At 50.0% G+C, this 22450-nt stretch carries 16 protein-coding genes and 6 pseudogenes; 17 read left to right on the top strand and 5 right to left on the bottom strand.

The window, feature by feature from the left end; translation table 11 throughout:
• Positions 1-41 precede the first annotated feature (41 nt).
• The 5 genes from PspS34_RS20500 to PspS34_RS20480 all read left to right on the top strand — a co-directional run bounded on the left by PspS34_RS20500 (position 42) and on the right by PspS34_RS20480 (position 6297).
• Positions 42-1091: a Wzz/FepE/Etk N-terminal domain-containing protein gene (locus PspS34_RS20500; protein WP_159390322.1), complete on the top strand. Its 1050-nt coding sequence runs from the start codon at positions 42-44 to the stop codon at positions 1089-1091.
• 760 nt (positions 1092-1851) lie between these two features.
• Positions 1852-2997 (top strand): hypothetical protein, encoded by a 1146-nt coding sequence (locus PspS34_RS20495; RefSeq protein ID WP_159390321.1) that lies wholly within the window; start codon positions 1852-1854, stop codon positions 2995-2997.
• A gap of 414 nt (positions 2998-3411) precedes the next feature.
• Positions 3412-4125 carry a glycosyltransferase gene (locus PspS34_RS20490; protein WP_159390320.1) on the top strand — a complete coding sequence of 238 codons (714 nt, stop codon included), beginning with the start codon at positions 3412-3414 and terminating at the stop codon, positions 4123-4125.
• 15 nt (positions 4126-4140) lie between these two features.
• The gene (locus PspS34_RS20485) at positions 4141-5175 is read left to right on the top strand and encodes a polysaccharide biosynthesis protein (protein ID WP_159390319.1); all 1035 of its coding nucleotides are present in this window, start codon (positions 4141-4143) and stop codon (positions 5173-5175) included.
• A 3-nt stretch (positions 5176-5178) separates the two neighbouring features.
• Complete coding sequence (locus PspS34_RS20480) at positions 5179-6297, top strand: NAD-dependent epimerase/dehydratase family protein (protein ID WP_159390318.1); 1119 nt, start codon at positions 5179-5181, stop codon at positions 6295-6297.
• A gap of 5 nt (positions 6298-6302) precedes the next feature.
• Here PspS34_RS20480 and PspS34_RS20475 read toward each other — a convergent pair.
• A pseudogene (locus PspS34_RS20475) lies at positions 6303-6476 on the bottom strand (transposase); the annotation flags it as partial.
• A gap of 85 nt (positions 6477-6561) precedes the next feature.
• On the opposite strand from PspS34_RS20475, the gene tnpB reads away from it, so the two are divergent.
• The 3 genes and pseudogenes from tnpB to PspS34_RS20460 all read left to right on the top strand — a co-directional run bounded on the left by tnpB (position 6562) and on the right by PspS34_RS20460 (position 8779).
• Positions 6562-6789 carry an IS66 family insertion sequence element accessory protein TnpB gene (gene tnpB / locus PspS34_RS20470; protein WP_238786587.1) on the top strand — a complete coding sequence of 76 codons (228 nt, stop codon included), beginning with the start codon at positions 6562-6564 and terminating at the stop codon, positions 6787-6789.
• 150 nt (positions 6790-6939) lie between these two features.
• Positions 6940-8451, top strand: a pseudogene (locus tag PspS34_RS20465) (IS66 family transposase).
• A 67-nt stretch (positions 8452-8518) separates the two neighbouring features.
• Positions 8519-8779: a DUF6429 family protein gene (locus PspS34_RS20460; protein WP_159390317.1), complete on the top strand. Its 261-nt coding sequence runs from the start codon at positions 8519-8521 to the stop codon at positions 8777-8779.
• Positions 8780-8826: 47 nt separating this feature from the next.
• On the opposite strand, the pseudogene PspS34_RS20455 reads toward PspS34_RS20460, so the two are convergent.
• Positions 8827-9033, bottom strand: a pseudogene (locus PspS34_RS20455) (transposase); the annotation flags it as partial.
• Positions 9034-9318: 285 nt separating this feature from the next.
• The gene (locus PspS34_RS20450) at positions 9319-12303 is read right to left on the bottom strand and encodes a glycoside hydrolase family 78 protein (RefSeq protein WP_159390316.1); all 2985 of its coding nucleotides are present in this window, start codon (positions 12301-12303) and stop codon (positions 9319-9321) included.
• A gap of 92 nt (positions 12304-12395) precedes the next feature.
• Between PspS34_RS20450 and PspS34_RS20445 the strand changes: the two genes are divergently transcribed.
• The gene (locus PspS34_RS20445) at positions 12396-12629 is read left to right on the top strand and encodes an IS3 family transposase (protein WP_275113812.1); all 234 of its coding nucleotides are present in this window, start codon (positions 12396-12398) and stop codon (positions 12627-12629) included.
• A 199-nt stretch (positions 12630-12828) separates the two neighbouring features.
• Here the strand turns inward: PspS34_RS20445 and PspS34_RS20440 are convergent.
• Together PspS34_RS20440 and PspS34_RS20435 are read right to left on the bottom strand one after the other, a co-directional pair.
• Positions 12829-13682 (bottom strand): IS5 family transposase gene (locus tag PspS34_RS20440; protein ID WP_159390314.1). Its coding sequence is split into 2 segments (ribosomal slippage): positions 12829-13338 and positions 13341-13682, totalling 852 coding nucleotides; the frame shifts between segments, so codons are not numbered across the junction.
• A gap of 89 nt (positions 13683-13771) precedes the next feature.
• Positions 13772-13939 (bottom strand): annotated as a pseudogene (locus tag PspS34_RS20435) (integrase core domain-containing protein); the annotation flags it as partial.
• A gap of 569 nt (positions 13940-14508) precedes the next feature.
• Between PspS34_RS20435 and PspS34_RS28710 the strand changes: the two are divergent.
• From PspS34_RS28710 to PspS34_RS20390, 8 genes and pseudogenes are all read left to right on the top strand, one after another.
• Positions 14509-14835: pseudogene (locus PspS34_RS28710) on the top strand (MBL fold metallo-hydrolase); the annotation flags it as partial.
• A gap of 295 nt (positions 14836-15130) precedes the next feature.
• Entirely contained in the window at positions 15131-16222 is a 1092-nt protein-coding gene (locus PspS34_RS20420; protein WP_159390312.1) for an EpsG family protein, read from the top strand.
• Between the two features lie 148 nt (positions 16223-16370).
• Positions 16371-17217, top strand: a pseudogene (locus tag PspS34_RS20415) (IS5 family transposase).
• A 285-nt stretch (positions 17218-17502) separates the two neighbouring features.
• Positions 17503-18633, top strand: a complete 1131-nt coding sequence (wecB, locus tag PspS34_RS20410; RefSeq protein ID WP_159390311.1) for a UDP-N-acetylglucosamine 2-epimerase (non-hydrolyzing) — start codon at positions 17503-17505, stop codon at positions 18631-18633.
• 5 nt (positions 18634-18638) lie between these two features.
• Entirely contained in the window at positions 18639-19859 is a 1221-nt protein-coding gene (locus PspS34_RS20405) for a glycosyltransferase family 4 protein (RefSeq protein WP_159390310.1), read from the top strand.
• Between the two features lie 47 nt (positions 19860-19906).
• A complete protein-coding gene (locus PspS34_RS20400) occupies positions 19907-20503 on the top strand; it encodes a sugar transferase (protein WP_159390309.1) in 597 nt (198 codons plus the stop codon).
• Positions 20500-21126: an acetyltransferase gene (locus PspS34_RS20395; RefSeq protein ID WP_159390308.1), complete on the top strand. Its 627-nt coding sequence runs from the start codon at positions 20500-20502 to the stop codon at positions 21124-21126. The genes PspS34_RS20400 and PspS34_RS20395 overlap by 4 nt, the downstream gene beginning before the upstream one ends.
• Positions 21127-21212: 86 nt before the next feature.
• Positions 21213-22391 carry a DegT/DnrJ/EryC1/StrS aminotransferase family protein gene (locus PspS34_RS20390; protein ID WP_159390307.1) on the top strand — a complete coding sequence of 393 codons (1179 nt, stop codon included), beginning with the start codon at positions 21213-21215 and terminating at the stop codon, positions 22389-22391.
• Positions 22392-22450: the final 59 nt, after the last annotated feature.

The following is a 22450-nucleotide window of genomic DNA, read 5'->3' as shown; positions in this document are numbered from 1 at the left end:
CGCATCCTGTCTACAATTAAAATGAATAGGCGAAATTTTATATGGCGAACACCCCGGCATCCACACAGCGCCCCGATGGGACTGACCTGTTTGAACTGTTTGCGGAGTTATGGGCTCAGAAGCTTTTGATATTTGGTGTCGCTTTAGTCGGAGTATTGGCAGCAGCGACTTATGCATTTTTGAGTAAGCCGGTGTATGAGGCGCGTGTTTACCTGCAGCCACCTACCATGAACGATATCGCCGATTTCAACTATGGCCGAACTTTCGGTACAGAACTGACACCCTTTACGATTAAAGATGTATACGAAGTATTCACCCGCAATTTGCAGAGTGAATCATTACGACGTGCTTTCTTCAATCAAGTATATCTACCTTCATTGTCGCCGTCCGAGCGCAGTGGATCGCAAGATCTGCTGTACTCTGATTTTTTAAAATTATTGACTATAGGCCTACCAACCAAGGAACAGCCAGATCGTTATTCCGTTGTAGCTAAAGGTGAGGATCCTGCAAGTGCCGTCGTGTGGGTGAAGGATTTTGCAGCGCGGGCGGGTGCCGCAGCGGAAAAAGAAATGATCAGTAATATCACCCGTGAAGCTGAAGTGCGAGTACGCAATCTTGGCCAGCAGATCACTACACTGCAAGAAGCTGAAAAGCGGATTCGCCAGGATTCCATCACACGATTGCGCGAGGCGCTAGCGGTTGCCGAGGCCGTTGGGCTAGAGAATCCACCTATCATCTCGGGCGATCTTTCCGCTGAGGTCTCCGCTGGTATGGATGGACAGCTGACATATATGCGCGGTAGTAAAGCTCTAAAGGCGGAAATTCAGAACCTTGAATCACGAAAATCTGATGATCCTTTCATAGGGCAACTAAGAACGCTTCAAAACAAGCAAAGTTTTTACAAGGATCTACAGGTTAACCCGGACACTGTCTCTGTCTATCGTCAGGATGGTCCAATCGAGCAGCCCGACCTCCCTATCAAACCGAAAAAGGGACTCATAATATTGCTGGGGCTATTCCTGGGTTGTGTACTTGGTTTCATGATCGCGCTGGTCCGCCATTTTGTCATTGTCAGGAAAAGTCGTGCTTGAGCCTTCACCTATTTACTTGTTTGTCGCCACATAAAGAAGCTGTAGAGATGGCGGGTAGTCAAATATCACGCAAGCCTGCGCAGTATCGTCGGTCCAGGTTTGCGGCGGGTGGCATTTATTGCTATGAGCGCCTCTGTAAGTGTCCCTTTATATTGGTGATTGGTGGGAGCTGAATATTGAATCTCTGATCAGCTATCAGCAAAGCACTGGAAAGCCGGAGGAGGGGCGTTACCGTGAGCCGCTATTTAAAACATTTTCAGCAAAGGTCAGCATTCGACGTCAAATCAGAACGCATGGTGCCGCTAACAACGAATCGTTGATGTGATAGGGTTGTTGATGCCCCTTCAATCCTCGGCAGGTGGGCTTGGGGACAAGGAGCATCGGCGGTAGGTGTCTTGGCCTTGATATCAGGACTGATCAGGCCGGTGGTTATGGTGTTCTCAGGAAGCCAGCGGTAAATTCTGAGGAGGTACCGTGTTGTAATTTATTGCTAACCTCTTCTGACAGCGGGTCGGGAACTGAAAGGCCGGTGTGACGTATGTTATTCCTTTGCTTTTGGTGTCGATTTTAGTGGCTTGGGATATTTTGCGTGCTTGGGTCATGAATCGGAGTGCTTGAAAAGCAATGAGTTACTACCTGGAAATAGCTTGTGAATCAATTTTTAAGGGGGAATTGATTTTGGATGCCCAACAGCTTAAGACATCGCGCGGCATGAGTGACAAAAAAAATCCTGCAGTAAGTTTTAGTGCGGCCGTATCAAATGATTAATTTTGTTTTTGTATTTTTGGCTAACGTTTTTTTTAGTGCGCCCTCTATATTTTTAGTGGTGGCCAGTTCCCACTTAGGAAGCTTCAATGATGCGGCAATGCTAGGAGCCGCGTTCTCCATTTGTGCCCCGGTGCAGCTATTTTTTTCCATGCAGCACAATATTTCCATTTTGAGCGGAAAATTAAGTTACAGAGATTCATTGCGTACGAGGATTTGGCTGGTCATACCGTTTTTACTTTTTGGCTTTCTTGGTGCGCTTTTGTTTTCCTCGCAAATTGTATTTTGGTTTTTTCTATATAGATGTGCGGAGTTTTTATACGAGCCTATCCTTTGCGAAGGGATCAGAGCGGGCGATTATCGCAATATTTTTGCGTCGACATTGTTTAGATTTGTTCTATTTTCTCTAATTGTCTTTATTTTGTTATACGTTGGGGCTGGTCTGAGTATCGCGCTGATGGTGGTAGGTCTTGTGTTCTTGCTACTCACTCTAAAGTTCATCTCTGTTGCCTTTGACACAGGGGTGGTGTCATGGGGTGGATTTGTTTTAGGTGCGGCCGCTTTTTTTTCGAGTCTCATCGTAAACATCCCCAGATACTTTGTTGTTGGTGAAGATGCTTCATTTGCAGCTTTCTATTCAAGTATGTTGACATTAGTCCTGGGGGGAGGGCTGCTATACGGAGCTTTTAATAACTATTTTTTTCCTAAGTTCATTGCTTCGGGTAGAGATGGAGCCTTGAAATTTCTTAATGTATCGATGGGCGTATTTCTCGGCGGCTTCTTATTATCGTATTTGTTGTTTTCGGGCGCTGTCATACCTAAGCTGTTTCTGGGGGTGTTTCTAGGCGCTAAGTATTTGGTTTATTTTGAACTTGTTATCGGTTTTGCATTTTTTTATTTTGTGCTTTACTTTCATGCTGTGTTGAATTTTATATTCGTGTTCCTTGGCTTGGCAAGGACATATATGGCTTCTCTGATCGTTTATGGTGTATGCATGGCCTGCTTCATCTTTGTCGTGAGGAGTTCTTCTGCAGGTGATTTTAGTCGTTTGATTTGGATCGTTGTTTGTTTTGGGGTGGTCTATGCGGTAGTTTGTTATCTTTTTCTTATGTTCAAGCTGTTGAGAGGGCATGAGGGATGATATTTCTAAGTATGTTTTTAATTTTCGTTCTTTCGATAATTTAAAGCCGAACCTCCTACCCTGGTGCTGCGCTTTTTTAGTGGTGGGAGTATGCCCTTGTTTTTGTCATACGTTTCAGTGGTTTTCTACGGTTTAAAATTTTTCTTTGTGGGCGGTAAGAGGGGGCAGGTGCTTGGGTTCTGGGGTTAATGGCGTTTCTGCTCCCAGGAGCAGGAAACCCCTTGCTATTGGCTCCTGTATTTGTGTTCATGCATTTTATAGCTATAATGTTGGTAATTGGTGAGCTTTCCCCCGGTAGCGAATTTGATCAGAACAGTGAGGCCCAGTTTAAAAAGGGTAACTCTTCCGACCCGGCTTGTTAAAGGTGATGGGTGGGTTTTCTGGTTTTTTATTGGGTGTTAACTAGGAATAAATATGTTTTCGGTTAGCGTTTGTGTAGCTACTTATAATGGGGCTGAATTCATCAGGGATCAGCTGAGTTCAATACTCGAGCAAATCCCGGAAGATTCTGAGGTTTTGATCGGTGATGATGGTTCGAGCGATGAGACAATTCGTATTGTTGAGGGGTTTCACGATGTCAGAATCAGGATTATCAGAAACACCACGAATCTTGGGTATATAGGTAATTTTGAGAATTTAATTAGTGAAGCATCGGGTACTTATATTTTTTTAAGTGATCAAGATGATCTCTGGCCAGCGGGCAGAGTCGACAAGATGATTTCTGCAATGGAGCTTTCGAATAGCTTGTTGGTAGTGGGCTCTATGGAGTCATTTGTCGATGATGTTGACTCTCGTAAGTTTTTCTGTGGTTTTGACCATACAAGGAATGCTACTCCTTACAAGAATATATTTGACATTTTTATTGGGCGTAGCGTTCCTTACTTTGGCTGTGCCATGCTGTTGTCGAAGAAGATAAAATCCTGTCTGATCCCTTTTCACTCGAAGGTGATTAGCCATGATATATGGATCTCCTTCGTCGCAAATAGACGTAATTCGGTTGTTCATTTGAACGACACGGTTACGTTAAGACGTATTCATGGTAGTAATCTGACCAATAATAACCGTGGTTTTTTCGATAAAATCAAAACCCGGTTTGTCTGGTCGTTGGCTATTTTTCATATTATTTAATAAAGAGGGTAGGCCGTGTTTGATAATAAAACTCTACTGATCACTGGGGGGACAGGTTCTTTTGGCAACGCTGTGCTCAAGCGTTTTTTAGATACTGACATCACTGAAATTCGTATTTTCAGCCGCGACGAGAAAAAGCAGGATGACATGCGCAAGCGCTATGCCAGTCCGAAACTGAAATTTTACATAGGGGATGTGCGGGATTATCAGAGCATATTGAATGCTAGTCGTGGTGTGGACTTCATTTTTCATGCCGCAGCGCTCAAGCAAGTCCCATCCTGTGAGTTTCACCCGATGGAGGCTGTCAAAACCAATGTTCTTGGTACCGAGAATGTTCTTGAGGCGGCGATACAGAATCAAGTCAAACGGGTAGTTTGTCTGAGTACCGACAAGGCTGTGTACCCGATCAATGCCATGGGTATTTCCAAAGCCATGATGGAAAAGGTCATGGTTGCCAAATCCCGTAATGTGGATGAAACCAAGACGGTGATTTGCGGTACGCGCTACGGCAATGTCATGGCTTCGCGTGGATCCGTTATTCCTTTGTTCATTGGTCAGATTCGAGCTGGCCAACCGCTGTCGATTACAGATCCAAACATGACACGTTTCATGATGACTCTCGCGGATGCTGTTGATTTGGTTCTGTATGCTTTTGAGCATGGCAACAACGGTGATCTATTCGTCCAGAAGGCCCCTGCCGCGACTGTGGAGACTCTTGCTCTCGCCCTGACATCGATGCTAGGGCAGCCTGAGCATCCTATTCAGGTTATCGGCACACGCCACGGCGAGAAACTCTACGAGGCGCTTTTGAGCCGAGAAGAAATGGCCTGCGCAGAGGACATGGGCGATTATTTCCGAGTGCCGCCGGATCTTCGAGATTTGAATTACAGTAAATTTGTCGAGCAAGGCGAAGAAAAAATTTCCACCATGGTGGACTACAACTCGCACAACACCGAGCGCCTGGATGTTCAGGGGATGCAGGATTTGCTACTGAAACTTGACTTTATGCGTGCAATTCAGCGCGGCGAATATGCGACACCCGAGGAATAAAGCATGAAAGTATTGATCACCGGTGCTAACGGATTCGTTGGTAAAAACCTTATAGCTCATCTGCGTGAGCGAAAAGACGTCGAGGTGCTGCGATTCTGTCGTGAAGATAATATCGCCAGTCTGCATTCGCTCGTATCTGAAGTGGATTTCGTTTTCCACTTGGCCGGTGTCAATCGTCCTCAGGATGTCGAAGAGTTTAAGATCGGTAACGCCGATTTGACTCAAGCGTTATGTGCAGCGGTCGCGGCGAGTGGACGTAAAATTCCAATACTTTATACTTCTTCAATTCAAGCTGAGTTGGCTAATGCTTACGGCGACAGTAAGCGCGAAGCTGAAGATGCTCTGCTGAACCTTTCTACGACATTTGGCAATAGTGTGCATTTGTTCAGGCTGCCAAACGTATTTGGGAAGTGGGCTCGACCTAACTACAATTCGGCTGTAGCGACTTTCTGTCATAATATAGCAAATAATTTGCCTGTCAGTATCAACGACGCCAACGCTAAAATTTCACTTGTTTACATCGACGACGTCATAAGCAGTTTTATTTCTGTAATGGACGGTAAGCAGGCAGGTAATCCGTTTGTAAAAATAGAACAAAATTACTCGATAACTGTAGGCGATCTATCGGCACAACTGTATGCCTTTAAAGAGAGTCGGCAGTCTATGATTTCCGAACGGGTCGGCACTGGCCTCGTGCGGGCTTTGTATTCGACCTATCTCAGCTACTTGCCACCCGAAGAGTTCACTTACGAAGTTCCTAAGTATGGAGATGCTCGCGGCGTTTTCGTGGAGATGCTCAAGACCAAGGATTCAGGTCAGTTTTCATACTTCACTGCGCACCCGGGTATTACTCGTGGCGGTCATTATCATCATACGAAAACAGAGAAGTTTCTGGTTATTTCCGGCAAGGCATGCTTCCGATTTCGCCATATAACATCGGGTGAGTTCTATGAATTATTCACAGATGGAGACGCCCCGAAAATCGTAGAGACCGTGCCCGGCTGGAGTCATGACATTACCAACGTTGGTGAAAGTGAAATGATCGTCATGCTGTGGGCGAACGAGATTTTTGATCGTGAGCTTCCGGACACCTACACTATGCCAGTGGGCACCGAAGCCTGATCGTATTAGGCTCTGTACGAAAAGTAATATAGTAAACACCGTATGGCACAGGCCAGTGAAACCATCGCCGCATAACTTTTCGCGAGCTTGTCGAAGCGCGTCACGATGCGGCGATTTTCCTTCAGCTATCCAAACATGCGCTCGATGATGTTGCGCTGCCAGTACTTGGGGCGATCAAACGTAAGCGCCCCATGAACCCCACATTCAAAGCGCTTAGTTGATCCCGGGTGCTGTGCTCCTGATTCTCTCAGGAGCCAGCCCGCCATGATGCGACCTTATGCCAAAGTCGAAAAAGTCTATCTCTACCCCAAACCCGTGGACTTTCGAAAATCCATTGATGGCCTGGCTGCGCTGGTCGAACTGGATATCAAAGTCGCGGTATTCGACCCTGTGCTTTTCGTCTTCCTCAACAAGCCACGCAACCGCGTGAAGATATTGTATTGGGAACGCAACGGCTTCTGCCTTTGGCTCAAGCGCCTCGAATCCGAATAATTTAAAACATCGCCTGATGCCAACGATGAAGCGATCATCCTGACCGTCCAGGAACTGAACTGGCTACTGGATGGTTTTGATCTGTGGCGCAACCGCCCTCATCAGGTTTTGACGCCTCGATACGTGGCCTGATTCGGTATAATCCAGGGCATGATTTCCATGTCCGAAAACCTCCCCGATGATCCTGAATTGCTCAAGCAGATGCTTGCGAAGATGCAGTCCAGAGTCGGTTTCCTCGAAGAAGAAAATGCGCTGTAGCGTCAGCGCCTGTTCGGACGCAAGTCCGAGCAAACGGCTGATCCGGCAACGCCGCAGTTGACCCTGTTCAATAAGGCGGAAAGCGTCGTCGAGCCCATTGATGAAGCTGCTGAAGAAGAGACTGTTGCGCCGACCCCGCGGCGTGGCAAGCGCAAGCCGCTGCCGGCCGATCTCCCCCGCATCGAAATCATCCACGAACTGCCCGAGCGTGAACTGACCTGTGCCTGCGGCTGCCGCAAACACGCCATCGGCGAGGAGGTCAGCGAGCAGCTTGAAATCGTGCCGATGCAAATCCGCGTGATCAAACACGTCCGTACGATCTACGGTTGCCGTGCCTGTGAAACGGCACCGGTCACTGCGGACAAGCCCGCTCAGTTGATTGAAAAAAGTATGGCCAACTCAAGCGTGCTGGCGATGCTGCTGACCGCCGAATACGTGGACGGTTTACCGCTTCACCGTTTCGAAAAAGTGCTAGGCCGCCATGGCATCGATATCCCGCGCCAGACCTTGGCCCGCAGGGTTATCCAGTGCGGCGAACACTTGCAACCGCTGCTGAATTTAATGCGCGGCCAGTTATTGGAAAGCCGCTTCATCCACTGCGATGAAACCCGCGTGCAGGTGTTGAAAGAGCAGGATCGGGAGCCCAGCAGCCAGTCCTGGATGTGGGTGCAAACCGGCGGCCCACCCGACAAACCAGTGATCCTTTTCGACTACTCCACCAGTCGGGCTCAGGAGGTGCCGACGCGTCTGCTTGATGGCTATTGCGGCTACGTGATGACCGATGATTATGCCGGTTACAACGCGCTGGGCGCGCAGGCGGGGGGTGAGCGTTTAGGCTGCTGGGCGCATGCACGACGCAAATTCTTGGAAGCGCAAAAAGTGCAGCCCAAAGGCAAGAGGGGCCATACCGACATCGCGCTGAACCTGATCAACAAGCTGTATGGCATCGAGCGCGACCTAAAGGCCGGCAACGAGGGCGAGCGTAAAACCGGTCGTCACGCGCACAGCCTGCGGGTGCTGGCTCAGTTGAAAAGCTGGATGGAAAAGACCCAACCCCAGGTCACCGCTCAGAACGCCCTGGGCAAAGCCATCAGCTACCTGGCGAGCAATTGGAACAAACTTGAACGGTATGTCGAGGAAGGTTACTTGTCGATCGACAACAACCCTGCCGAACGCGCCATCAGGCCCTTCGTGATCGGAAGGAAGAACCGGTTGTTCAGCGACACGTCCAAAGGTGCGACGGCCAGCGCTCAACTTTACAGCTTGGTCGAGACTGCCAAAGCCAACGGCCAAGAGCCCTCTGCGTGGCTGCACCACGCACTTGAGCGCCTGCCAACGGCTTCTTCGGTTGAGGATTACGAAGCTTTACTGCCCTGGAACTGCTCGCCGGTATCGCGTAGTTAAACGCGCTATCCATCTTGATGGCTGGGGGGGTACGGTGAGCTTAAAGAGTACGAGCGGAGCAACGATCATGGAGTACGACGATAAACTGATTGAGGAAGCCGTGCTTGCCCTGTTGGCAACCTTCAGTTTTGATAACGGCAATGCTTGGAAAGGGTTCGACTTCGAGACTATGAACCGATTACATGAACATGGTTTTATCAGTAATCCGGTGAACAAGAACAAATCGATTTGGTTGACGGCTGAAGGGCTGGAGCGGGGTCGGCAGATAGCCGACCGGTTGTTTGGGGTAAGAACTCAAGTGGAGCATGTATCCGACTCGGATACCTGACTTCATACCACGGCCATACGGTAGGTGGGGTTTATGGATCGCATACAATCGTCGGTCAGCAAGTAGTCGCGATAACTTTCCAGCAAGCGCAGCGGCACCTCCTGCGCACGGCTGGAGGTGTAGTCGAACAGCATGACTTTTCGATCCGGCGGGCCGCTGGCCTGCACCCACATCCAGGACTGACTGGTCGGATCTCGATCCGGTTTTTTGAGTACCCGGACGAGTGTCTCATCACAGTGGATGACGGGACTTTCGTAAGGGATCCATGAACCCACATTCAAAGCCGTCATCTGATCTCCGATGCTGTGCTCCCGAATTCTCTCAGGAGCCAGCACGTCATGATGCGACCCGACACCAACGTCGAGAACCGCGCTCAGATAGATGAAGTCCCGGCGCATCGGGATGTAGGTTGTATCCATGGCCCAGACCTGATTCGGCCGGTTGGTACTTGCCTGGCAGCGGCTTACTCATGCGGCAAGCCTAATCAAGCTTGCTGGACAAAGGAGTTCTGAAACAGCACCTATTGAAGCTCTGGCGATTCAATGAATGGTAAAACGGTAGTTCCCAGAACCGGCCTCATAGACCGAATATCCTGGCTCGGTACGGACGAAATTTGCGCCGTCGCTTTGAACGCTACCTCCCCTATTTGGTACCCAGATTTCCGCGCTCGTGTTCACCGGGATACTGACAAAAAGCTCCCCTTGATCGCTTCCTTCATTCCAGCGCACGGCAATTGTCCCGTAACCCGATCTATAACGGGCATTGGCCGAGTGCACCTCGCCCCCTGGGATAGGTCTGACGACAAATCGTCGAAATCCGGGCGCCACGGGACGGATACCGGCAATGTTTTGGTACATCCATTCTCCAATCGCCCCGTAGGCGTAGTGGTTGAATGAATTCATCACCTTGTCTTGAAAGCTCCCATCTGGCCGAATTCCGTCCCAACGTTCCCACATCGTCGTTGCACCTTTGCTGATCTGATAGCCCCAGGATGGATAGCTATTTTGAAGCAGCAGGCGGTACGCCACGTCTGCATGACCCGCTTCCGATAGTGCGGGTAGCAGACGAGGTGTGCCGAGGAATCCTGTGGACAGGTGCCAGTTCTTGTCCTTGATCAGTTGAACCAATCGATCTGCGGCTGACTTGCGTGATGCCGCCGGCAAGAGATCCATAGTCAGCGCAAGTGCATAGGCAGTTTGCGTGTCAGTCTTCAATCTGCCATCCGAAAGGACAAACGCACGATTAAATGCATTTCGAATATTCGCATAAAGATCTGCATAACGGCGGGAATCCTTATTGAGCGCGCGAGCAACTTTTTCGAGGGTGCGGGCGCTGTCCGCGAAGAATGCTGTCGCAATTAGATCTTTTGGCGTTTCATCATTCACGTTCATCCAGTCACCGTACCCGCTACTGGGACGAAGATAGTCCGTACTATTCTTTTCAAGATACGAAAGCCAACTGTCCATTGCATTGAAGTTTTGCTCGAGTATGCGCAGGTCTCCATATCGCTCATACAAGGTCCAAGGCACGGATACACCGGCGTCACCCCAGCCAGCGTCAGCGTTTCTGATTCCCTGAAGTGTGGGTGCAATATCAGCAAAGGCCCCGATTGGCGATTGAGTATCACGAAGATCAGTCAGCCATTTTTCCAGGAAGGATAATGCATGCATATTGTATGCAGCTGTACCCGCAAATGCTGCGAGGTCCCCCGTCCACCCCAAGCGCTCATCTCGCGCAGGTGTGTCCATTGGAACCGAGAGAAAGTTCCCGCGCTGACTCCATAATATATTCTGCTGCAACTGATTCAGCATCGGCACATTGGTATCAAAGGAGAGAGTCAATGGCATAGCTGTCCGCAATACACGACCGACGACTTCAGGTTGAGACGTTGCCCCGCTAACTTCGACATATCGGAAGCCATGAAACGTGAATGTGGGCTCAAATTGCTCCGTTCCCTGCCCGTTCATGATGTATTGATCCGTTGCTTTTGCAGTGCGAAGGTTTTCCGTATACAACGAGCCGTCCGTGTTTAAAACTTCACCGTGCCGAAGCGTAATGACTTGCCCTGCCTTCCCTCGGGCGCGCAATCTTACGACTCCCACCATGTTTTGACCCATATCGTAAATGTATGTGCCGGGCTTGATTTGCGTAACCTTTACGGGCTTGATCTCATGGTCAACGCGAATTGGAGGGTCGACTTGCGCAACCAGGGCGGCTTCCACATTCGGACCTACCAGTACCTGCTTCCAGTCTTTATCATCGTAGTTGGGTAAATTCCAGCCTGGTGTTGTCAATCGGGCATCGTATTGTTCACCCATTATCAGATCGGAACTGACAATTGGCCCAAGTGCGCTCTTCCAACTGCCATCCGTAGCGATCTGTTCACTGCTGCCATCCGTATAGCGCAATTCGAGTTGCGCGAGCAGGTAAGGCAACTGGCCATACTGGTTCGGACCTAATGATCCAACATTCCCGGCGTACCAACCGGGGCCCAAATCGACTGCAATCGCATTCCGGCCCGTGTGGATCAGTTTTGTCACGTCGTAGGTCTGGTATTGAATCCGCTTCCGATAGTCGGTCCAACCCGGTGCGAAATAGTCAGTACTTACAGTTTTGCCATTAATTTGAGCTCGATACAGCCCGAGGGCGGTGATATATAGCCTGGCTTGTTTAATTTTCTTGCTGGCATCAAAGTCTCGGCGTAATTGGGATGTCAGTCCATCGGGTTCTCGCGAACCGCTGATTTCCCATTTTGTCTTGCGGTCTCCCGAAATTTCCATCGCATTGGCGTAGGCTTCTCCAAACGTATAAGTGCTGTCAGGGTATGTGTACCATCCCGCGTCGCCGACGACCTCAGATTGTTCGAGATAATATTTTCCAGGTGGGAGGGGGCTGTCGAGCTTCAGGGTTGCCCATTCATTATCCGTGTGGTTCTCGATGCGCCGTTTTGCCACTAGTTCACCGTCGGGCCCGTTTTTTCTTAACGAGAGGGTAAAGCTGGTATTTCTAGTCTTGAAGGTCGGAACCTCTGCGCTGACTGACGCGATAGAGTGATCGGTAGTGAAGCTCTGACCTTGACTTTCACCTGGCTTGAGTTGGGCCGGAGTGGCGGGAAGTTGCGATTTGATAAGATCCGGAGGCATGGGCACCACGCCACCACGGCCGATCCATTGTGCTTTCCAATCGGTAGCGGTCAACAATCCCATTTCCCACGAGGAAGGTTTGCTCCAGGCAGATGGTTGGCCCTGAGCATCCCAGACGCGGACCGTCCAAAAATACCTTGTACGTGAACGTAGAGGCGCACCGGCATACGGAACAAATTGCGATCGCTCGTCGGCGATCTTGCCACTATCCCAAACATCCGCGTCACGAAGTTTCTCTGGACGTGATGCAACTCGGATTTGATAGAAGGTCTGTTTCTGGTTGCGCTCGTTCGATGCAATCACCCAACTGAATCTTGGGGTCGGAGTGTCAATGCCTAGCGAAGTTTTGGCATTTTCGATAGAAACGCTTTCAACTTTCACGGTCTCCGTGGCACTTGATGTAACAGTACAGAACCACAGAATGGCCGCGAGAAGAAAGACGGAAATAAGTCCTCGATTTTTCATTTGTTAAGATTTTTATCTCGACCACCGACCTAGTAGATACGCCTGGATTCCAGACGCGCGATGGAATGCGGGCCGTGGCCTTCGAGTACATTGAGGTTTTCTACAACCGCAAGCGCCTGCATTCGACCTTGGACTACCGCTCTCCCTGTCAGTTGCTCAGTGACTGGCACCTTGAGCAACAAGCGGTGAAAAGAGTAGCACAACCACCACCCTTTGGAAGGCGGAAACCCGAGGGAACCTAAAATGGGCCAAACGAGACGGCCCTGGGGGAGGGGAAATAAGAATGCTTTGATCCTGGTAGGGAATGAGCTTGTATAGCTATGGTAAATTTTCAAAGTAGAGGTATCCATTTATACGTGGGCAACTCGCTCTAAATATACAATATGCCTATCAATCAAGATGTAGTGGTCAACTAATCCCGGACACTGCGTTAAGTTTTTCCTAGGCTCTGTACGAAAAGTAATGTCGTAAACACCGCATGGCGCAGGCCAGCGAGACCATCGCTGCATAACTTTTCGCGAGCTTGTCGAAACGCGTAACGATGCGACGGTTCTCTTTCAGCCAGCCGAACATACGCTCGATGATATTGCGCTGTCGGTACTTGGGACGATCAAACAGTCTCGGCAGCCCCGGCTTGGGTTTGCGCTTCATGCTGCGCAGAGGAATTACCGGCTGCATCCGATACCGGTCGCAGTAGCGACGCAACGCTTCGGCGTCATAACCTTTATCCGCCAGCAACCATCGGCAGCGTTTGCGGGGGCGACCGCGCAAGCTGGGTATGTACGCTTCATCGAGCAACGGCTGAGCATAAGCGATGTCGCTGGCTTGTCCGCCCGACAATAGAAACTTCAGGGGTACGCCGTTGGCATCGCACAGCATGTGAATTTTGGTCGTCAGGCCGCCCCGGCTGCGTCCGAGCGCGTGATCTTGTGGTTCTTCAGGCCCCCTTTTTTCCCGGCACCAGAAGAGGTCCGGGTTGCTCGTACTGCCGTGGAGTCAATCATCCAGGTCTCCAGATCAATTAATCCTTGCTCGTTGAGCTTGATGTGAAGACGCTTGAGCATCTGGTCAAACGCTCCGCGATTGCGCCAGTCACGAAAACGTTGATAAACCGTTGACCAGGGGCCGAAACGCTCGGGCATGTCGCGCCAGGCAGCGCCAGAACAAAGCACCCAAAGGACACCGTTGAGCATCAAGCGATCATCTGTTCGTGGGCGCCCGCTACGGCGAGGCTCATCGAAGATATCCGCAACCAAGTCCCAGGCTGCGTCGGGAAGTTCGTACCGTTTGGCCATCGTGGGCTCCTGCCTTTGATGGACGCGGACTTTACTGAATCGCGACGCCAGTGGAATTCAAATTGTTTTCGGCGGATTTCGTACAGAGCCTAGGCAACAGCGGGCGGCAGCCCGCCGTTGAATTGATGTGGCCGTTTCCAGTTGTAGCGTTGCATCAAAAACCGACCAATATCCTGCTGTGCCAGCGAAGCATTCATGTAGCCCACGGCCGGTACCCATTCCGTTTTCAGGCTGCGAAACAACCGCTCCACCGTCGCCTATTTATAGGCGTGTGAGCCGGGTTGCTTATACTTCAATCACCACGCGGTGCCGGGAAACCTGATCCGTCCTGGTGGTTTTCGTCTGGCGGTATGCCTTCTATGGCGGCAAGCCCTCAAACGTCGCAGCCAGCGTAATCGGCTTCAATGGTCACGCTACGGACGCCTTGCTGACCTCTATATTCCAAGTCCCAAGCATGTACGCCCATACCCGGAGGATCGCTTCGCGTTATATACCCGAGGTAGGAGCCGTATGCGTTAGTTCCGCACGTACGGATCCATGCGGGGGGGGGGGGGGGGGGGGGGCAGGTAACTGCCATTCCTGCCGCGACCAAAGGACTAACTCAATGTCATACCCCGACATCCTGCACCATCATGACGCCAAGGATTGGCTCCTGCCACCAACTCCTATTGATGCCCGGCCTGTAGATCGACTACGGCCGTTCCAGGGCGCGGAAACCTCCGCTAAAGGCAGATCCGGCGTCGATCGTCTGTCCATCGAATTTCACCTGGATACGGTCAAGGCACTGATCGCTACCCATGCCCGAATTGACCACGTCGGGCCTATACCCTTTTGGGGTAAAGAAGCGCCAAAGTGGGTCAAACAAGGCCGTTGCCGGCTGGGCTTCGAGCAACTGCTAACCGTCGATAGCCATCAAGCACATTTGAAGAAGGTTCGCCTTCTGACGGAAACCGCTCGTCCGGCCATCGTCATTGCAGGGAACGGAATGTGCAGCAGCGGTCGAATCGTCAATTATCTGATAGCCATGCTGCACGACCTGCGACACAATGTTCTCTTCGTCGGTTACCGAGCCTAAGTCACACTGGGTCGGGCCATTCAAGCCAACGGCCTGCGCGGTGGTTACGTGGAACTGCATAAACAACGCTATGACATCTGAGCACAAGTCCATACCATAGGCGGCTATTCGGCCCATGTGAATCATAAAGGCGTAGTGAATTAGGCAGTAAATACTTGGGTTACTATTCTCTGGTTGTTGGGTTTTTAGTGGTTTATTTAATTTTGTATATGCAGAGCTCCTTAAGTTTTGAGAGCTTGAATTGATGATCTGGCTTGTTTAATTGCTCTATTTTTTATTTTGTTTTTTTGATGTTTATTGTTAAGTTTAAGGCGGGGCGAGTGAAGTGATTGCATATTTTTCAGTTAGCTTGGCGTTGTGGATTTTGTTTCTTATGTCTATAAGCTTGGGCCAGGATAGTCGAGATAGTCGGGCTCTGGATTTGTGTGCGTTGTTATTGTTTGTTTTATTTTCGGGTCTCAGGTTTGAGACTGGTAATGATTGGCTTATATACAAGCAGGATTACGAGAGTATTGAGTTTTCTGATTTTTTTGCATTTGTTCATGATTCGTCATTTGAGCCGCTATATTTGGCCGTCACATTTATAAGTAGTCAGGTTGTAAGCTTTCAGGTGTTTTTATTTTTGGTGTCTGTTTTTAATGGCTTTATTCTTTACAGGTTTTGTAGGTTTTTTGACGCAGGGTTTTCTGGTGTTGGAGCTGTTTGTTTTTGTTGGACGTACTTGGCAACAAATATGGCGACGATAAGGTTTTCGCTTTCGATTTCGTTGGTGTTGCTTGCGGTGTTGTTTTGGATTGAAAAGGATAGGTTTAAGTCTATATTTTACACTTGCTTGTCTGTGGGCTTTCATTCCTTTTCGCTTGTTTTTATGCCTTTATTGCTACTGTCGGGGGTTGAGTTAAAAGCGCGCATGGCTTTTCTGATCTTGTCGGCCGGCGTTGTTTTTGGTTTGAGCTTTAATTATTTGTTAGATTCGGGGCTCTTTGCTTACATTCCTTTCTCTGAGAAGTTGTTATTTTATTCTGAAAAATCTGTTCAGTCTGGTATATCTATCGGTTCTTTGTTTTATGTGGTGTTAAATGGTTTTTTTATGATTTGCTTGTTTAGGGATCGACTTGAATCACTGTTGTTGAATCTTGCCAGGTGGAGTACGCTTATACTGCTTGCCCTTCAAGTTGGTATGTGGTTTTTACCTGTTTTTTGGAATAGATATCAAGTTATCACGGTTTTAATTCAGGCTGTTTATATTTCATTTAATTTTGTAAGGCGTGGGTTTATGTTGGAAACCTTGGTCCTTATGCTTATTTCGTTATCGGTTTTGGCGAAATTTTTGTTGGATCCTGCTTTTATCTCATATGTGCCATATCAAAATGTGATTTCCCAAGCGTTGGGTACCGATAGTGGAGATGGAGAGCGAAGATTTTATGAGGCTCTCGATGCTCATATAGATCGGAATGTCAAATGATAGTGGCAGAGAAGCAATGTAATTCTGCATTTTTGTTCTAGATGGGGTCTTCATGATTAGGCTCTGTACGAAATCCGCCGAAACTCATTTGACTCCCGCAAGCGTCAGAATCAGTAGAGTCCGCGTCCATCAAAGACAGGAGCCCACAATGGCTAAACGGTACGAACTTCCCGACGCAGTCTGGGATTTGGTTGCAGACATCTTCAGTGAACCCCGCCGCAACGGACGCCCACGGGCACAGATGATCGGCTGATGCTCAATGGCATGCTATGGGTGCTCTGTTCAGGAGCCGCCTGGCGTGACATGCCCGAGCGCTTCGGCCCGTGGTCAACGGTGTATCAACGCTTTCTCGACTGACGTAATCGCGGGACTTTCGATCAGATGCTAAAACGACTTCACATTCGGTTGAACGAGCAAGGCCTGATCGACTTGGAAACCAGGATGATCGACTCCACTGCCGTTCGTGCAACCCGAGCCGCATCAGGCGCCGGGAAAAAGGGGGCCTGAAGAACCACAAGTCCATGCACTCGGGCGCAGTCGGGGCGGCCTGACGACCAAGATTCACATGTTGTGCGATGCCAGTGGCGTGCCGCTGCGCTTTCTATTATCAGGTGGGCAAGCAAGTGATATCGCTTATGCCCAACCGCTGCTGGATGAGGCTTACATTCCAGTTCTGCGCAGTCTTCCCCGTGAGTGCTGCCGATGGTTGCTGGCCGACAAGGGCTATGACGTCGACGCCCTACGCCGCTCGTTACCGGATGCAGTCGGTAATCCCGCTACGCCGCATGAAGCGCAAGCCTTGGCCGGGCTTGCCAAGACTGTTTGATCGCCCCAAGTACCGGCAGCGCAACATCATCGAGTGCATGTTTGGATGGCTGAAGGAACATCGCCGCATCATGACGCGCTTCGACAAGCTCGCGAAAAGTAATGCGGCGATGGTTTCACTGGCTTGTGCCATGCGGTGTTTACGGTATTACTTTTCGTGCAGAGCCTAGGGTGCTGTCTACTGACGACGTGCTGGTGTCGGGGTCGTGGCGCGATGCTAAAATGGTCGTTTTTGGATGGTGCGCCGACGATACTCAAAGAATTGGACTCAAATGTGTCATCATGTCCAGTGATCGCGCAGTCCTTTGTCAGGCTTGGTCAGCAGTTTTGACAAAAGTAAAGGTTACACAGGGTTGCCGACGAGTTAACCGCTTTTATCGTGCTGGCTGATGATGAAAGCACTGGCTAGTGTTAATTATTTATCTACCACTTTTTGAAATGTGACGTTTAAAATTATGAAAAAATTAAAAGTCGTAACCGTAGTGGGAACCCGTCCGGAAATCATTCGTCTGTCACGCGTAATGGCTGCTCTGGATCAGTATTGTGATCATGTACTTGTTCATACTGGGCAGAATTACGATTACGAACTGAATGAAATTTTCTTTCAGGACTTAGGGATTCGCAAGCCTGATTATTTTCTTAACGCTGCGGGTGCCACTGGCGCCGAAACTATCGGTAACGTGATTATTAGTGTGGACCGCGTCCTGGCCGAGATTGAACCAGAGGCTCTGTTGGTCTTGGGAGACACAAATAGCTGCATGGCAGTCATTCCTGCCAAGCGCCGCAAGATCCCAACCTTCCATATGGAAGCTGGTAATCGCTGTTTCGACATGCGTGTTCCCGAAGAAATCAATCGTCGTATTGTCGATCATACTGCGGATATCAATCTGACTTACAGTACGATCGCTCGTGATTACTTGCTGCGCGAAGGCCTTTCGCCTGACATGGTAATCAAGACCGGTAGCCCGATGTTTGAAGTGCTCAATTATTACCGTGAAGGCATCGATGCGTCGGATGTCCTTGCTCGTCTCGGTCTGGAGAAGGGTAAGTTTTTCGTCGTTAGCGCACACCGCGAAGAGAATATCGATTCCGATAAAAACTTCGGCAAGCTCGTCGAGGTTCTGAATACGGTCGCCGAGCATTATGGCTATCCCGTTATTGTTTCAACCCACCCACGTACCCAGAAGCGGGTTGACGCCATGGGTGTGAAGTTCCATGAAAATGTTCGCTTGCTCAAACCGTTGGGGTTCAAGGACTACAACAAGTTGCAGCTTGATTCCAAGGCAGTCCTTTCTGACAGCGGTACGATCAACGAAGAATCTTCCATTCTTAACTTCCCTGCATTGAATATTCGGGAAGCTCATGAGCGTCCAGAGGGTATGGAAGAGGCCGCGGTAATGATGGTTGGTCTCGAGGTCGAGCGGGTGATGCAGGGCTTGCAAGTGCTGGAAGGGCAGGATCGTGACGAAGAGCGTACGCTGCGACTTGTAGCTGACTACAGCATGCCTAACGTGGCTGAGAAAGTGGTTCGAATCATTCATAGCTATCGTGATTATGTCCTGCGGACCGTTTGGAGAAGGTACTAATACGAATGGCCACTCGTGTTTTACTGTTCACTCAGTGGTTTGATCCTGAGCCAACGTTCAAAGGGCTGGTTTTTGCTCGTGAGTTAGTTGCACAGGGTTTTGAAGTCGAGGTTGTCACCGGGTTTCCAAACTATCCCGGTGGTAAATTGTATCCTGGCTATAGGATCAAACCCTTGCAGCGCGAAGTCATCGACGGCGTCCATGTGACGCGTGTACCACTCTACCCAAGCCATGGGCAGAGTGGTGTCGGCCGACTTTTTAACTACATCAGCTTTGCAGCCAGTATTTTGCTGTATGGCCTTTTTCGAGCGAAAAAACCGGATGTCATTTATGCCTACCATCCTCCATTGACGGTAGGTATTGCGGCTGCACTCGTTCGTTTTTTTCGGCGTGTGCCCGTGGTATACGATATTCAGGATATGTGGCCTGACACGCTCAAGGCCACAGGGATGTTTTCCAACGAAAAGCTCTTGAAAATTGTCTCTCGCGTCTGCGATTGGGTATACGGTCACGTAGACCAGATTGTCGTATTGTCTCCTGGTTTCAAGCATCTATTGATCGAGCGGGGAGTGCCTTCGCAAAAAATCGATGTCATCTACAACTGGTGTGCCGAAGATATGGTTCGTTCCACTTCGAGTAATCCACCGGCCAATTTTCCAGTGACTTCGAAGTTTCGAATTCTGTTCGCTGGGAATATGGGCAAGGCGCAGTCGCTTGATACAGTCATTGCAGCTGCGCAGTTGTTGCAGGAAAAAGCCAGTCAAGTAGCGTTTATCTTCCTAGGCGGGGGAGTTGAGGCTTCCAGGCTGGAAGCACTTTCGAAAAGCAGACAGCTCGACAATGTATTCTTCCTACCTGCTGTTCCGATGTCTGAGGTGGGAGCCTATCTGTCTAGCGCCGATGCCTTGCTTGTACATTTGAAGAAGGATCCGTTGTTCACCATCACTATTCCTTCTAAAACCCAGGCGTATATGGCGGCCGGTAAGCCGATCTTGATGGCGGTAGACGGTGATGCTGCCGATCTTGTGCGCGACGCTGGTTGTGGAGTTGTCAGCGAGTCAGACAATCCGCAGGCTCTTGCGGACGCGGTCCTGGCTTTGATAGATGTCTCGGTACAAGGGAATAAGGACATGGCTGAAAACGGATTGGCGTTCTATCACAGAGAGCTGTCCTTGCATGTCGGTGTCAAGCGTTTTGGTGAGCACTTCAAGCGTTTGTCGAAATGAACTCCAACGCTTTTCCCCACCAATAATTTGTCTTTCAAGGATCTCCGATGTCAAAACGCTTCTTCGATATTGTAGCTTCCGTAGCCGGGTTGATTGTCTTGTCTCCCGTGATCGCGATTGTCGCATACCTGATTCGCAAGCGATTGGGATCTCCGATTTTGTTTCGACAAGTCAGACCGGGTCTCGGTGGTAAACCCTTTGAGATGGTTAAGTTTCGCACTATGCGGGATGCGTTGGACGCCGACGGTAATCCGTTACCTGATTCTGAGCGAATGACAGATTTTGGCAGATTTCTTCGATCCAGCAGCTTGGATGAGTTGCCGGAGTTGTGGAACGTCATCAAGGGAGATATGAGTTTGGTAGGGCCTCGCCCGCTATTGATGGAGTATCTGCCTCTGTACGATGAAGTGCAGGTTCGCAGGCATGATGCGCGACCCGGGGTGACCGGGTGGGCACAGATAAATGGTCGAAATGCGTTGTCCTGGGAAGAAAAATTCAAACTTGATGTTTGGTACGTAGACAATCAGTCGCTGTGGCTCGACCTGAAAATTATTTTTCTTACTATCAAAAAAGTTTTGATCAGAGATGGGATCAGCGCTGAGGGTGAAGTAACAATGACCAAGTTCACCGGGTCAAAAAAATGAAGAGGTTGGCAATTCTTGGCGCAAGTGGACATGGAAAAGTTGTCGCTGACACGGCGGAGTGTTGTGGATGGCAAGTCATAGAGTTCTTTGATGACGCATGGCCACAAGTGTCTTCCGTCGGGTTTTGGCCGGTCGTTGGTAACACCGGCGACTTGCTCAGCCGTGTAGGGGAGTTTGATGGAGTTCTGGTTGCTATTGGCAACAATAGTGTCCGTCGACGTAAAATGGACGAACTGAAGGCCTCAGGTGCACAACTTCCTGTTTTGATGCACCCTTCTTCGATCATAAGCCGATACGCTAAGATCGGGGCCGGAACCGTCGTGTTTGCATCAGCAGTAGTCAATGCCTATGCGATCGTGGGTGAAGGGTCAATTCTGAACACCGGCTGCAGCGTTGATCACGACTGTTTTCTTGGGGTGTGCGTGCATGTCAGTCCAGGTGCGCGGCTGGCTGGTGCAGTAACCGTCGGCGACGGAAGCTGGATTGGTATCGGTGCCTGTGTCAGGCAGGTGCTCAGCATAGGTTCTAACGTGATGGTGGGGGCCGGAGCCGCGGTGATCTGCGATATCTCTGATAACATGACGGTCGCAGGAGTGCCCGCTCGAGCGATTGCAAGATCCTGAGTGTTTAACCATCGGATACACGTGACTGATTGGCTGTCCTGTATCATCGGCAGTTCTTTATTAATTATGGTTGACAGGTAAAAACCGTGTTGAATACCCCATTTTCTCCTTGGCCTTCGTTCTCTGAGGAGGAGGCCGATGCCGCTCGCGACGTAGTGCTTTCCAATAAGGTCAACTACTGGACCGGGCAGGAATGCCGCGAGTTTGAGAAAGAGTTCGCCACATGGGCAGGCACTGAATATGCCGTCGCCCTGGCGAACGGCACTGTAGCACTTGACCTTGCACTGGTTGCGCTGGGTATTGGGCGTGGAGACGAAGTCATCGTCACGCCTCGCACCTTCCTCGCCTCAGTTTCCAGCATTGTCAATGCCGGTGCGATTCCGGTCTTCGCCGAGGTCGACCGCGATACCCAGAACATTACCGCACAGACAATCCAGGCCGTCTTAACCCCTCGTACCCGGGGTATTATCTGTGTGCATTTGGCTGGCTGGCCGTGTGATATGGATCCGATCATGGAGTTGGCAGCACTTCATGATGTCAAGGTAATCGAAGATTGCGCCCAGGCACATGGTGCGAAGTATAAGGGACGCCCCGTAGGCTCCATTGGTCATATAGGCGCCTGGTCGTTTTGCCAGGACAAAATCATGACCACTGGGGGGGAGGGTGGGATGGTCACGACGAATGACCGCACCCTCTGGTTGAAAATGTGGGCATTCAAGGATCATGGCAAGAGCTGGGAAGCCATTTACGAACGAGACCATCAACCAGGCTTCCGGTGGTTGCATGAGAGCTTTGGTACGAACTGGCGGATGCTGGAAGTGCAAGCGGTCATAGGCCGGATTCAGCTTCGTCGCATGGCGCAGTGGCGTGCTAGCCGAATCAATTATGCGGAACGTATTTGGTCGCAGGCTCGTGAGCTTAAAGGTTTGCGTGTTCCAGTGGTTTCCGAAAACTATGCTCACGCTGCCTATAAATGTTATGTGTTCGTAGAGCAGCAGCAGTTGAAGGCTGACTGGAACCGAGACCGTATTCTGTCCGAGATTTCTGCTCTGGGCGTTCCTTGCTTTTCGGGTTCTTGCTCTGAGGTGTACCTCGAGAAAGCGTTCGACGATACGGGCTGGCGTCCAGAAGAACGACTATCTATTGCGAAAGAGCTGGGTGAGACAAGCTTGATGTTCTTGGTACACCCGACGTTGACTGAAGCCGAAATCGAAAAGACCTGCAAGGTGATTCGCAGCGTTATGCAGCAAGCGGTGAAGCCTTAGATCTGTTTGGAGCCTCACAATTTCCTTTTGGTGCGAGTCGGTTCTTGTTGGTGGGGAAA

The organism is Pseudomonas sp. S34 (assembly GCF_009866745.1).
Classification (GTDB): domain Bacteria; phylum Pseudomonadota; class Gammaproteobacteria; order Pseudomonadales; family Pseudomonadaceae; genus Aquipseudomonas; species Aquipseudomonas jessenii.
The sequence above is the reverse complement of the archived record's forward strand: the minus strand, read 5'-3'. Positions and strand labels throughout refer to the sequence as shown.